The organism is Enterobacter cloacae complex sp. 677-3DZ2D5B (assembly GCF_004136695.1).
Lineage (GTDB): Bacteria > Pseudomonadota > Gammaproteobacteria > Enterobacterales > Enterobacteriaceae > Enterobacter > Enterobacter hormaechei_C.
This window is the reverse complement of record NZ_QFLS01000020.1, coordinates 1-12302: the sequence shown is the minus strand read 5'-3', so window position 1 is coordinate 12302 and position 12302 is coordinate 1. Positions and strand designations below refer to the sequence as shown.

The 12302-nt window shown below is 42.3% G+C and carries 19 protein-coding genes and 1 pseudogene; 4 read left to right on the top strand and 16 right to left on the bottom strand.

Annotated elements, in window-relative coordinates; all coding sequences use genetic code 11:
- Window positions 1-150 precede the first annotated feature (150 nt).
- The 12 genes and pseudogenes from DD597_RS22685 to DD597_RS22630 all read right to left on the bottom strand — a co-directional run.
- The gene (locus tag DD597_RS22685; protein WP_000455437.1) at window positions 151-660 is read right to left on the bottom strand and encodes a transcription termination/antitermination NusG family protein; all 510 of its coding nucleotides are present in this window, start codon (window positions 658-660) and stop codon (window positions 151-153) included.
- A gap of 352 nt (window positions 661-1012) precedes the next feature.
- Window positions 1013-2173: a MobP1 family relaxase gene (gene mobP1 / locus DD597_RS22680; RefSeq protein ID WP_004199101.1), complete on the bottom strand. Its 1161-nt coding sequence runs from the start codon at window positions 2171-2173 to the stop codon at window positions 1013-1015.
- Window positions 2174-2175: 2 nt separating this feature from the next.
- Window positions 2176-2721 (bottom strand): DNA distortion polypeptide 1, encoded by a 546-nt coding sequence (gene ddp1, locus DD597_RS22675; protein ID WP_001348698.1) that lies wholly within the window; start codon window positions 2719-2721, stop codon window positions 2176-2178.
- A gap of 340 nt (window positions 2722-3061) precedes the next feature.
- Complete coding sequence (locus DD597_RS22665; RefSeq protein ID WP_004199355.1) at window positions 3062-3319, bottom strand: hypothetical protein; 258 nt, start codon at window positions 3317-3319, stop codon at window positions 3062-3064.
- Window positions 3316-3480 carry a hypothetical protein gene (locus DD597_RS24905; RefSeq protein WP_000004083.1) on the bottom strand — a complete coding sequence of 55 codons (165 nt, stop codon included), beginning with the start codon at window positions 3478-3480 and terminating at the stop codon, window positions 3316-3318. The genes DD597_RS22665 and DD597_RS24905 overlap by 4 nt, the downstream gene beginning before the upstream one ends.
- A 74-nt stretch (window positions 3481-3554) precedes the next feature.
- On the bottom strand, window positions 3555-3893 hold the full coding sequence (locus tag DD597_RS22660) for a hypothetical protein (protein ID WP_001099725.1): 339 nt from the start codon (window positions 3891-3893) through the stop codon (window positions 3555-3557).
- A 93-nt stretch (window positions 3894-3986) separates the two neighbouring features.
- On the bottom strand, window positions 3987-4229 hold the full coding sequence (locus DD597_RS22655; RefSeq protein WP_000008707.1) for a hypothetical protein: 243 nt from the start codon (window positions 4227-4229) through the stop codon (window positions 3987-3989).
- Complete coding sequence (locus tag DD597_RS22650; protein ID WP_001006717.1) at window positions 4219-4488, bottom strand: hypothetical protein; 270 nt, start codon at window positions 4486-4488, stop codon at window positions 4219-4221. Before DD597_RS22650 ends, DD597_RS22655 begins: the two co-directional genes overlap by 11 nt.
- Before the next feature lie 8 nt (window positions 4489-4496).
- Window positions 4497-5048 carry a hypothetical protein gene (locus DD597_RS22645; protein ID WP_000662998.1) on the bottom strand — a complete coding sequence of 184 codons (552 nt, stop codon included), beginning with the start codon at window positions 5046-5048 and terminating at the stop codon, window positions 4497-4499.
- A gap of 59 nt (window positions 5049-5107) precedes the next feature.
- Window positions 5108-5344 (bottom strand): hypothetical protein, encoded by a 237-nt coding sequence (locus tag DD597_RS22640; protein WP_000792381.1) that lies wholly within the window; start codon window positions 5342-5344, stop codon window positions 5108-5110.
- Window positions 5345-5402: 58 nt separating this feature from the next.
- A complete protein-coding gene (locus DD597_RS22635) occupies window positions 5403-5918 on the bottom strand; it encodes a DnaJ domain-containing protein (RefSeq protein ID WP_001025390.1) in 516 nt (171 codons plus the stop codon).
- Between the two features lie 589 nt (window positions 5919-6507).
- Window positions 6508-6660: pseudogene (locus DD597_RS22630) on the bottom strand (DNA-binding protein); the annotation flags it as partial.
- 610 nt (window positions 6661-7270) lie between these two features.
- Here DD597_RS22630 and DD597_RS22625 point away from each other — a divergent pair.
- From DD597_RS22625 to ddp1 (DD597_RS22615), 3 genes are all read left to right on the top strand, one after another.
- Window positions 7271-8284, top strand: coding sequence for a replication initiation protein (locus DD597_RS22625; RefSeq protein ID WP_001348704.1), 1014 nt, complete (start codon window positions 7271-7273; stop codon window positions 8282-8284).
- A gap of 8 nt (window positions 8285-8292) precedes the next feature.
- Window positions 8293-8736, top strand: coding sequence for a hypothetical protein (locus tag DD597_RS22620; protein ID WP_001074369.1), 444 nt, complete (start codon window positions 8293-8295; stop codon window positions 8734-8736).
- 187 nt (window positions 8737-8923) lie between these two features.
- On the top strand, window positions 8924-9277 hold the full coding sequence (gene ddp1 / locus DD597_RS22615) for a DNA distortion polypeptide 3 (protein WP_000877224.1): 354 nt from the start codon (window positions 8924-8926) through the stop codon (window positions 9275-9277).
- A 20-nt stretch (window positions 9278-9297) separates the two neighbouring features.
- Here the strand turns inward: ddp1 (DD597_RS22615) and DD597_RS22610 are convergent, their stop codons facing one another.
- The 4 genes from DD597_RS22610 to DD597_RS22595 all read right to left on the bottom strand — a co-directional run bounded on the left by DD597_RS22610 (window position 9298) and on the right by DD597_RS22595 (window position 11181).
- On the bottom strand, window positions 9298-9582 hold the full coding sequence (locus DD597_RS22610) for a hypothetical protein (protein ID WP_001043731.1): 285 nt from the start codon (window positions 9580-9582) through the stop codon (window positions 9298-9300).
- Between the two features lie 35 nt (window positions 9583-9617).
- Complete coding sequence (locus tag DD597_RS22605; RefSeq protein ID WP_000469598.1) at window positions 9618-9929, bottom strand: hypothetical protein; 312 nt, start codon at window positions 9927-9929, stop codon at window positions 9618-9620.
- Window positions 9930-10134: 205 nt separating this feature from the next.
- Window positions 10135-10419: a hypothetical protein gene (locus DD597_RS22600; protein WP_001185481.1), complete on the bottom strand. Its 285-nt coding sequence runs from the start codon at window positions 10417-10419 to the stop codon at window positions 10135-10137.
- A gap of 99 nt (window positions 10420-10518) precedes the next feature.
- Window positions 10519-11181 carry a division plane positioning ATPase MipZ gene (locus DD597_RS22595; protein WP_000516402.1) on the bottom strand — a complete coding sequence of 221 codons (663 nt, stop codon included), beginning with the start codon at window positions 11179-11181 and terminating at the stop codon, window positions 10519-10521.
- Between the two features lie 380 nt (window positions 11182-11561).
- Between DD597_RS22595 and DD597_RS22590 the strand changes: the two genes are divergently transcribed.
- On the top strand, window positions 11562-12224 hold the full coding sequence (locus DD597_RS22590) for a recombinase family protein (RefSeq protein WP_001549893.1): 663 nt from the start codon (window positions 11562-11564) through the stop codon (window positions 12222-12224).
- Window positions 12225-12302 lie beyond the last annotated feature (78 nt).

Sequence of the window (12302 nt, the reverse complement as noted above, 5' to 3'; positions counted from 1 at the left end):
TTTATCAGCTCCTCAATAGCCTGGCTGGAATATTTTTTTATGAGGTACTGGACAACACCAGAGCTTGAAATACGTCGCCCCCTGCGATAGCCAATCTCCAGAGCAATTTTATCCAGTTCCTCACGAGAAGCTGAGGGCAGGTAGAGTGTATTACGTTGGGGCTTGCGTCTCGTTGCGGTTTTTTTTCGGGTAGCAGTCATTTTTCTTCCGTTTCATTTTGTGGGTTAAGCTTCTCTCTGTGATGTAGTGGATGAAAGCCATACTTCTTTGCTGCGGATTATCCATGAGTAGAATTTCAGCAAAATCGTGTGGAATTGATTTCCTTAAAAGATTTGCCTGAGCTGTTGTATGTGATTGTCTGTACAAAAGCTCCGCCATCACATCTTCTGGTACAGGTAAAGGCTCACCGCCAAATGAGATAAAGCGTTGTACGTAAGGGATAGCAGTTATTGTAGTGGAATGAACCTCTTCAAAATCTGCCTGGATAAAAAGATAACCGGGAAAAAGCGGCAAACGTCTTTCTCGATATGAAATTATCTTATCCGGGCGACGATACCTTTCAGTCTCCATAGGACAGAAGTAAGAGAAGTTCAGGCGTTCGAGATGAGCAAAAACTGCTGCAAATCTCGTAGTGGTGAATTGCAAAACATACCATTCCATAGTTTTTCCTTTCAGGCGCTCTCTCGACTCGGATGACCCCGAATCAGAGAAAAAAAACAAAAGGACAAATTTACATCTCATAAAAACTTTATCAGCTACATGTGCTGCGTTCAACCACACAAGCAGATCTTTAGATCGCATTTACGACACATTTCATTTTGTTTGTGCTTGTATTTTATTTATATCTAGATACATATGCTATTTGATAACAAAAAAGCAGATCGATTGATCACCATGCGCTTATTTTATAGTCAAGTTAACTAAATTTTTTACCGCTAGTTACTTTTTACAAAAACTCTGCTAACAAGATAAATAAATCGATCTTAATCAATAAGTTACCGGAGAGTATGAATTATCCTAAACGAATTCCGATTTTCACTTTCTGTTCGCTTTGAATCATCGACTGTTTTATTTGCGAGAAATTTCTCATCTGGAGTTGCTGTTTCTTAATCATCTCCGCGCTGTTCAGCACCAGCTCTTTACTGGATGAAGAGATTCTGTCTATGCCCTTAACCCCCAGGTTCTCTAGCTGCCACTCATTCCTGTGTGCAGTCTTCCAGCCATGCTGTACACCGTTCTTATCAAGTGCAGGGATTTTCACCTCCTTTTGTCCTAACTTCTTCAGCTTAACAAGATCACCTTTCTTAACGTTCTCGCGAGTGGTTAACTCACCAAAATCAGCCCCCCAATATGTTTTCTCCACGCCCTTGTTCAGTGTCTTAAGCTTTATGAAATGCTGCTTTGGTTTGGTTTTATCGTTCTGATAATGGTCGTAGCCAACATCAACAACCTCATAAACGCCCTTCTGTCGTTTTGGCGCTGTTTTGTGCGCATCTTTAATAGACTGGTTAAGTCCATGCTGCTGCTTATGAGTGGCTTTAACGTCATAGCCCTTCATCTTCAGCTCTTCACAAAAACCTGTACGAATTTCCCGTAAATCTTTTTTCCTGATATCAGCTCGTTTACCGTCATTATCACGAATACGAAAAACGACATGCACGTGTGGATGTTCTTTTTTGTCGTTATGATAGCCAAGCACAAAACGATGATTTGGGTACTTCTTGTTCATCGTTTTCCTGACAGACTCAAGCAGATCTTCAGGTTTTACCTTTGCTGATACAGGCGGTGAAAACACAATATTTTGGGTTACTTTTTTATTTTCCTTACCTTTATCATCGAAAACATTTTGAGGGTCATTAGCACGATCTATCATGTGCTCTTTAGCCTCCTGAATCTCATCACCTTTCCATACCTGACCGCTTTCACTCATCACTGGCAGCTCTGACTCCCGGCTCATATAGTCAATACTGTTTCGAACTCCCTGCCGGGTAATCGCACCTCCTGAGATTTTGACAACAACCTCCTTACTGGCACCCTTGCGGTTGATACGTTCCTGAACGTTGCGTTGATAGTTTTTACCACCATTTTTAACTTTATGGGCGAAAGCAGACTTGCGGCCAGCTTCAGAGGACTTACGCTTAACCCTGAATTCCTTGTCAACATAAACGCCCATGATTACACCTCAACCTTGTTAGAAACAGTTCGCCCTTTGCATAACATAATGTAGTTTTCAAACTCACTTTTGAGACTCATTATCTCTGAACTCAACCGCTCAGCGTCCTGATAGAACCCATCTTTATCAAGTACTCTGGCATTATCATTAACGATAATATAATGAAAGTTTCGCCCTATTTTATCTATTGCATTACGGCAACGATTCATCACCAGAAGTTCCTGATCGAAAAAATCAAGTTCATTTTCAAGTGTCGTCTGGATTCGATAACGACATTCTCTGGATAAATTCCAGCCATGACGATGAGCCGCTTTCTCTATTAAAGTTCTTTGTTTCCCTGTCAAATACATTGTGGTTTTGATAAAATCATCATTGTCTTTTGACACATTAACATCTTCATTTTTAACCTTGCTTTTCAGTAAAGCATTGGCAAGCAGCTTCATTCCTTTTGCCACGGTTAAACCCGGTTCATCTGGATAAAGTGTTTTAAGACAATCAAGTAGATCATCATGTTGGCTTTCTTCAATCCTGAATTGAACTTTTTTCATAAAACTCTCCAACAAGAACCGACTGTAGGTCACCGGGCAAACGTTGCGGAATGGCGTCAGAGACGTCATTTTGCGGCGTTTGCCCTATCCTGCATCGCAGTGAACTACCTCCACACATAAATTGTGCTTCAGCGTCCATCGAAATGCAAAAAATGAAAGGCTATCGTGGCTGTGATCTGGTGCGTCTGCGACCGGAGACAACGGATTCGCGGCTAACTTGGGCGGAAATAAATTCGCTACGCGAATGGCCTGGCAGGGGGCGCGAGCGCTGTTTTACGGAATATACAAAAAAAGCACCTCCCGTAAACGGGAGGGCTTCGGCGATTCAGGAACGGGAATTTTATTCTGCCTCTGGTGTGTCGCCTTCCATGCCCTGCCGGGCATCATGGAGCCAGCGGCGGAGGTTACTCATTCTTTCCCGGTTTGCCCGGCTGGGACTTTTTCCCCTGTTACCGCTTAGTATACTCCAGACTCTTAACCCGGCCTCGTTAGTCCAGTGCAATACAATTTCCCCTTTGCTGTTAAATCCCAGCGAAAACCGGACAGCTCCCCGCCTCTGTTCTGCACTGATAAAATCTAAAAACTCCTGTTTTTTCATAGCACCTCCTGTTTTTCTATCAGTGCTTTTGTTTCTTTCTTTTCCAGGGCTTTTCTGAGTAATGCCATGTACTCAGGAAAAGCAGAGAATGGCATCAAGGGAAAAACCGGACGCCCACCCTTTTCAACAGTCTGTATTGCTGATAACATGCGTTCCGACATTTTATATTCCTCGCGAGGGAATTGAGTGTCACGGTATCAGGTTGCCTCCACAACCTGATACCACCCCTAATTGATTAACTCCGCAGTTCTCTTATCGCTTCATTTTTGGCTTCCTCCAGTTCTTTAAGGGTATATGCGAAATTCTTCCAGTTAATTACTTCGTTTATAACCTCAGATTTACTTAAACCACACTCATTAAACCAAAAGTTAATATTTTTCTTGAGGGAATTTTTCGCCGTCAGTTCCTCGGACAACAATTCACTAACAGACGTGATAACATAACCACGACCGCGATTTTTATCTTCGAAAGAATGAACGGCAAGGAAGAGAGTTTCTGAATGGACAAAAGCAGAGCAGGTGATTTTTTCTTTCTTAGTGTTTAAAGCCTGGAAAGTGATAACATACGTGTTCATTTTAGTCTCCCGCCCGTTTGGGCTACTGGATCATGGTAAGGAACTATTCCCGACCTACAAATAAATTATACCATCATATGATGGTAATGCAATTTATTTAGTCACTTTATCCTGATTTTTTTCTCTCTTAACGAGCTGGTAATCTGGATGTTCATCAGCCAGGAGCAAAAGTAATTCATACGTACCAGCGGCTAAACCACGAGACGTTTTACCGGATGTTTCTTTGGCTTGCCAGGCTGATAACGTAAAACCAAACCGTTCAGCGGCTTCCTGCTGCGTAAAGCCAGCTTTAATACGTGCTTGTTTCACCTCTTCAGGTGTTGGCTTAAAACTCATGATTTTGTACCTTCACAATAGTATCTGTATAGAATTTCAATAAAATTGGATCATCAATTTCATCTTTAACGTTCGAGAATTCTTCGTAATAAAATGATTTTTGGAAAACAATCTTTTTAGTTGTTTTTTTATCCGCTTCTTTAGAGCGTACCTTCATCAGTTTTTCAAGTTCAATAAACAAACGTGTTGCATCTTCAGACACAACAATCCTGTATGTTACATTACCTTTGTTTTTCCTGTCGCTCAGGACTTCATTCATTTTTTGCCTCATAGCTGTTTAATAAACCCCGCTACCTTTATGAGCTGATCTACACTCAGGCCACGAATTACCATTTCATATCCGTCGCCCCGTTCTGATACGTTACCATCTAACCCATTCTCAACTTTAAACCCGGTCAATGTCCCATGCCAGCTTTCAAGATGCACTAAACGAGATAGCATTCCTTTCAGGATCAGTTTTTTCTCGCGTTTTTGCTGTAACTGTTGTTCATACTCTCGCGCCATATCTACATTATCTAAAGCATCCGACAGGATTTTCTTTTCAATATCGGCGGCGATTTCTACAGGGTTACGCTCTGGCGATACTGTGCAAGTATGGTAAGGACTTCTCCAGCTGCGACTATCTACGCTTCCAATGATAACTAACCTTCCTTTCTCCATTCGAATATGTATAGAGTAATTTTTAAAATCAGGTGAGGTTAGCTTAATCCTGTACTGGCAATCATCGAGCAGATTTACACGCCAGCCGTTCCCCAGGATTCGACAAACGATTTCAAACACCGGTTTATACCGTTCAAAGAAATTTTTCTGTTCTTTCATCGATTCAGCCTTTTGAACTCAATAAAAAAGCCGTAAATCGAATTACGGCAGTTTTAAGACTATTCATCAAAGTGTCCATCATCACTTGCAGCTTCCTGGGCTTCGCATTCCTGCTGATATGCTTCTTCCTTCGCAAAAAGATGCGCCCATCCTTCTGCGTTTAAGCCACGGTGCAAGACTGAACCATTTTCATTGCATTCTTTGGCTGTAACTTCGATCTCATCCGGGCAAATGTAGGCTCCGTAACTTTCAAAAATGTTTATCAGCTCCGCTTCCGTTATGGTCTTGTTTTTCATCAACGTGTCTCCGAATCAATCTTTGCCATGTTCTAGGGGGCTTTCGCCCCCATTCCGGTTATGCGCTTGCTTCTACACGTGTCCAGCCTGACGCCTTACGTTTACCCGCTGTACCATACATTTCACGAATTTCTTCAATGCTGTGTTCTTTACGGTTCCAGCGGCTTTTGTGTTCTTCAGGACGGTAAAACCATTGTTTTTTCTTAGATGCCCACTTACAGCCCATTTCCTTTAAAATGTCTTTGTGTTCTTTAGTTTCTCCGCTAATCCAGACCCAATTACCAATAACTTCATAGACAATCCCTGTAAGGCCGGAAAGCGTATTCAGAACTTTTTCCAGATCTTCACCGTAGTTGTAACGTGCGTTTTCATCAGTGCTTTGAAACTGATTGATTTTATCAATGTTAGCCATGAGAAAATCAAACGCAGCATTTACTGCTTTCATCAGCTCGGCACCCAATGGATTGCGGTCTGGATGATATTTTAAAGCCGCTTTTTTGTATGCCGCCTTGATGTCCTTTTCAGTCAGATCACCGGATAAACCAAAAACGTTTAATGCTTCCTGAATATTCATTTTTCGCTCCCGCCCGTGTGGGCTTCTGGAATCTGGCAGGGAACCATTCCCAACCAACAAATTCATTATACCATCAAATGATGGTTATGGAATCATTTTTAATGCTTTACATTGTAAAGATTACATAAAGATGTATATTGCTTTACCGCGCATGAAGGGATTTCCGAAAGAGGCGCGAACTGTAGTTACATAATGCGCTGTCGTAACATCGCGCCGGAGACGTTCGCCAGGACTGGCGAACCAACAAGCCCGAATGAGAGCGATAACCCCCCTCACCCCTGCCAGGCCAATTTCTGACTATCAGACGATGTTTAGCCTGTCGCAGTTAGCGCGTGAGCTTGCGAACGGTACGCCGGGTCAGTGTGAAACACTGGCGCGGGGCGCTGTATCTGCGCGTTATGAGATGCGTTAGCAGCGAATTACGGGGCGGGTTGCTGAAACCGATTGATGCCTGACAGCAAAAAATGAATCCGGGCGCCAGCTGCTGCACGAAAATTGCCAGCAAAAAACACTTGGCCATCCTCGCCGGTCGTGAAATTTTGCTGGCGTAAGAAATAATCCCCCCGGTATGAGGGGCTTGTCTGAAAGGTTAGTGGTTGGGCTTACTGAGAGTGAACTGTAACCCGGCTACTGCTGCAAGCTGTGCAAGTGTTGTGATGGTCGGGTTTCCGTTCGGGGATAATGCGCGGTAGATACTCTGACGAGCAAGGCCGGATTTTTTGGCCGCCTCTGTTATACCCCCTGATTAGGGATCAGGTTAAAAACGAGCTGTATGACGTTCTAAGCGCATTTTACCCGCTCCGTTGAACCATGACCGGGTTAAAGCGGTTAAAACGCCTCTGAGGGCTTTTGAGAGCATTTAAGAATTGGATCGGAAAAGGATCCCGTCTGGATCTTTTAGAGAGATTACACCGCTCGCCGCAGCCGAACGACAGGGCGAAGCCCGCGAGTGAGCGAGGAAGCGGAATTTCCACGGGGTTTCAATAGAGCACTTACGCGCTAAGGTTAATATTTGCTCAATTTTTGGTGGTGCAGTGCTCAGGGAGGCCAGACGGATCTATCCTCTGGATTTATGCTGAGTTATCCACAGACGCTGTGCATTAAAAGCCTTATATTTTCTTCTTGATCTTAAAAACTTAAAAACTTAGCTCGCTTCAATTACCTGAAAATTATGGAAAAAAATTGCTAAAGGTGAGAGGATTTTTCACGTAAGGTGAGAGGATTTTTCACGTAAGGTGAGAAGATTTTTAAGTTAAGGTAGTTAGATTTTTCACTAAAGATGAGAGGATTTTTCACGTAAGGTGAGAAGATTTTTAACGGTTTCCACAGTTTGACTGAACATCAAGTGAAACATGCGGTTGTTGCTATCTTTAGATATGAAGATCCTCAGATCTTCATATCTAAAGGTGAGAGGTTTTTTAATTAAAGGTTGTATTGTTGTCTTGAATTACAACCTTTGTGGGGTTATGATTTGCCTACATAGGAAAGGTTATATGAGGCTTATCGTGAAGACAGTAACGGGATTAACGAAAGTTAGACATAGAAATGAAGTTGGGGTAACTCTTGCATCCCTTTCCCTTTCAGCAAAAAGAGTGCTTTTTCTGGCTCTTTGCCAGATTGATACAAAGGAAATGTTAGATGATGATATTTTGGAGGTTGATGCTGACTTTTTTTCAAAAGCTACTTCTTTAGATAAATATGCCTCTTATGCAGCTCTGAAAGAGGGAGCTAAAGTTCTTTCTTCAACTACGTTAGTTTTAAACAGAGATGATTTAAAAAATTTGGCTGATGAACTTGGGATACTATCATCTAAGAATAAAATACCTGATCGCTTGGATTTAAACTTAACAGAATTCTGTGCCTATTACGATCATCTTGCAACTGTACGGATAAAATTCACAAATACAGCTAAGCGATATTTTTCTAAGTTGATTGGTTCTGAAAATAGATATACCACTCAGGTATTGAAATCAGTTGTGTTGTTGAACAGTGTAAACTCAACAAACCTTTATCAAGTCATTAGGAAATATTACAGTCAGAATAGTTCAAAAAAATCTTTTGATATATCCGTGGATGATTTAAAAGAGGAAATGGGACTTTATACTATTGAGGAAGGGGAGAAGAAATATAAGTATCCTAAATACTCATTTTTTGTTCGTGATGTTATCAATAAAAGCATTAATGAGATAATTGAGAAAACGGAAATAAATCAGTTATCTTTCTCTGTTGTTGGGAAAAAAGGGAGAATGGCTCACATGCTTAGATTTGAGTTTAGTATAAATGAAAAATCCTCATCCTTTTCGGAAGATGATATGGCATTTTTAGAGGAGTTTGACAAAGTCGTTCCACCAAAAAAGAATAAGTGAGGCAAAACATGGCTAAAATATATGAGTTTCCGCAGGGAGCCGAACGAAGTAAGCTGAAAAAAGAAATCATCCGGGAACGTAAAAAACGATTGCGAGAAACGAACGGTAACCCGGTTATCCGGCACGCTAAATGGTTCTGGTTTTATCTACGTCTTGCTACGGCTGGCGCACTGCATTTAGTCTCTGTTATTTCTCTGGCAGTCCTGGGGGCTTTCAGTAAAGCTATTTTCTGGATTGGTGGAATGCTCTGTGTTGTTACATGGTTCCACCTTGAGCGCCAGTTCTGGACGCCGCAAAATTTCACGATTCCAGTAATCGTAACGCTGTGGGGATTGAGTTTGTTTGCCACTCCCCTGATGGAGCTGCTTAACAAAAAAATGCCGTGGTATCGTCTTCTGGTTCCTGATGCAAAGCACACTAGCACTGAGGCAACCAATGATGATCAGCCGTGAAGCAACAATGTTATCCAGTCGGCTTGCAGTGCTTCTTTCAGCCTTTTATCATCGGTTAATCATAGCGCACGAGGCGAGTTCTTTTCACTGCGATGCAGGATAGGGCAAACGCCGCAAAATGACGTCTCTGACGCCATTCCGCAACGTTTGCCCGGTGACCTACAGTCGGTTCTTGTTGGAGAGAGTTATGAAATATCAGGTTAAAGAGTTTATTAACGAAAAATATTCTAAGGCTGTTAATATTTTAAAGGATAACCTTAAAGAACACTACCATATTTTTTATGGTTTGAGATTAAGTGAGATTCTTTTTCCTGCCAGCGAATACGGCTCTGAAATGTTTTTTCAGGAGTTTGAAGCGATTAACAGTGTAATATTGCCTTTGGTGATTTTTGATTTGATAGACCGAAAGCCGATTATGGTTATCGGCTTCGGTGAAGTATGTGGAGTTGATTCACTTGTTGATTCTGGTATAGAAGTTGTTTCTTTAGACGGTTTAAGCGATCTGCTACTGGTTGAAAAACTGACGCCATTATTTAACTAAACCTCTGGATAACTATCTTTTCAGTTTTCCAGTAAGATTTTTTCTATATCTGAAAGCACTATTTTTTCAATGCTTTCTATATAGTAATGCTCATTAAAACCTGTCATTTCTGTAAATTTTAGCTCTGCATCATCTTTCGAATAAGCAATAACAACTCTGAAATCATTTTCCCACAAATCCCACCTGTATTTGTCTTTTATACGAACCCTGTACAATCCTTTTTGGATAGTGCCATCTTTTTTCTCTTCCTGTACTTTTTTTAATTTTTCATTTTGCACCTGTTGTTCAAGCCATGATTTATTCATAAATCCCCCACGGTTAACGTCTTTAGGCTCGGTTTTTACTTAACGAAATCTTCCGGTTTTACACCTGTTTTTACCTTCATATACTTGCCCTCCCCCCTTAGCTTCGGCTGAAGTTCGGTAAAGTACCATCCGGCAACGGTAATAATGCCTAAAAATACAAAAATAGCAGGCTTCAGAACATCAATAGCTGATACAGCGCATAACTCAATATTGAGATTAGTACAAGTTCCCTCATCAGGTGCATAGAACCCCCATAAGCCTATACCTATAAGGAACATCCCCAATATCGGTTGGATGTATAACAAGTAGATATTAATAAGAGTTTTAATATATCTGAATATGAACATTTTTCTTTCCTTAGGTTTCTTTCTATTTTGGATTTCCAATTCTTAACCAATGTGATGGTTCGACAATCCATTCTCCGCAGTCATAGGCAACGGCCTTATTATGCCTGTTAGCGAACCATACTAACCAGGCTAATAATCGCTGATTGCCGCTGTATTTGGTTTATCTCTAACCATCACAACATATCTCTTTTTCTTAGCCATAACGCTACCCTAATTTTGCAGATTCAAGCAGCCAGTGGTTTTTCAGGTTCTCGTCCAGGTTATCGAATGCGGCCAGCGCTGCCTTTAGAACGGTTGTCTTGCTCTGGCCTGTTCTCTGCGCCTCCGCTTCCAGGATCTCCTCAAAGTACGCTGGCAGTCTGAAGTTCATCAACTTTGGTTTACCCGCTACAGGCGCTCTGGTAGCGCCGGAGATAAAACGCGCGGTTTCTGCGTTTGTTGCTGGTTGCTGAGATTCATCGATGTTCGGGCGGTTTAGTTTTAAAGCCATGAAAATTTCCCCTTGTACGGTATGCATTAATTGTAAATATCATAGTATCTTTATGGTGTATTTACAATGTAAAGATTTCGATGAATATTGTTGATATTTCTATAAAATGCCAATTTCCTGTGCCACAAGTTCAATCTGTGCTTTCGCTGTTGAAAGGCTCGATGCCCGGCTAACGTCATGTACCCCTGCCCCTTCATTACAGGCGCTTTCATACACATCCAGCTCGGATATCCGGGTTTTCAGAGGTTGAATCCAGATGTTGTCCGAACGCAGTAATTTATCCAGATCAATGGCCGCTTTTCTGTGGCGGGGTTTCGCTGAGTTGATTCTGGTGAACAGCACCCACGGTTCCAGAGCTGCGTTAGCTTTCTGAGCGGTGCGGATTTTCTCTGTAACACTGGTCAGTGTTTCGCTTTCGAAATCAGAGGACGGCTTAACCAGTGTCACCACGATATCTGATACTGTCAGGGCGCTACGGAACTCCTGGCTGTCGTGGCCGGGGCAATCGACAATGAGAACTTCACACAGCTTACTAAGGCGCTTAATTTCGTTGCTGACGTTTCCGTAAGCTGCGTGAACCGGGATAGTGAGTAAGCCGTTATCTGTCCGCTTTTCGTTCCAGCTCAACAGATCGTGGTTTTTATCTGTCTTCAGGATAATTACCGACTTACCTTTGTTGACCAGCATTGAGCCTGTGTTAGCCACGTAGGTGCTTTTGCCTACCCCACCTTTATCTGATACGACAAGCAAGATTTTACCCATTTCAGAATCCCTCTCTTTATGTTGTAAAGCTCATGTAAAGATATGAATGTCTTTACATGGTGTGTTTTTCGTAAAGATACTTTTGTCTTTACAGTGTCTTTATAATGCAATGGCTTTACCATGTAAAGCACAAATAAAGATATATTTATCTTTATGGTGTCTTTACATGGTAAATGTTGCTGTGTCTTTATGTGCGCTTTATGGTGTAAATCTTGGTGTGTCTTTACATCATCTTTATGTTGTAAATTTTTAGTGTGACGTTGTCACTATAGGGCTGGGGTCTGTTTGCTGGTTCTTTTTGAGTGTGCCTTCCCTGAACCAACTGAAATGGGTACTGTATGGGTGTGTCTGGTTAACTCAAAATGAACTGGTTCCCTATAATGACTCAAACAGTACCGAAAGGCTTTGTCAGAGCTTACTTACGCGCATCCACGACTGAACAGGATGCAACACGCGCCCTGGACACGATAAATACCTTCGCCATCGAGCGCGGCCTGAGCATCTGTAACTACTACATTGAAAATGAATCAGGTTCTAAGCTTGAACGCCCTGAGTTGTTCCGGCTCCTGAAAGATTGTCAGCAAAACGATATCTTGCTGGTAGAGGATGTGGACAGGCTTTCACGCCTGGTAGGGGAGGACTGGAACACACTGAAGAAAATGATCCGGCAGAAAGATATCCGGGTTGTGGCCGTCAACGTTCCGACAACCTGGCTCGCATCGGGTCACAATGATTTTGACAGCCGAATGTTTTCGGCCATAAACGATATGTTGCTGGATATGCTGGCCGCCGTCGCCAGGCGAGACTATGAACAGCGCCGGGAACGGCAGCAGCAGGGGATCGCCAGGGCGAAAAGGGAAGGGAAGTATAAAGGCCGCCAGGTTAATCAGTCTCGCTATGACGCCATAAACAGGCTGATTGCGAGCGGCAGCTCCTGGAGCCAGATTCAAAAAGTGCTGGGTTGTAGCCGGGCGACTATCAGCAAAGCTGTGAAGCAACAGACCGTTAACAAAATGAACCATGAACCTGAAGGTAGGGAGTAGTTACAACATAATAAACAGTGTGTTGAAGAATAAAACTGATTCTTTATACTGTATATGCATGGGTCTTCCCCGATCATG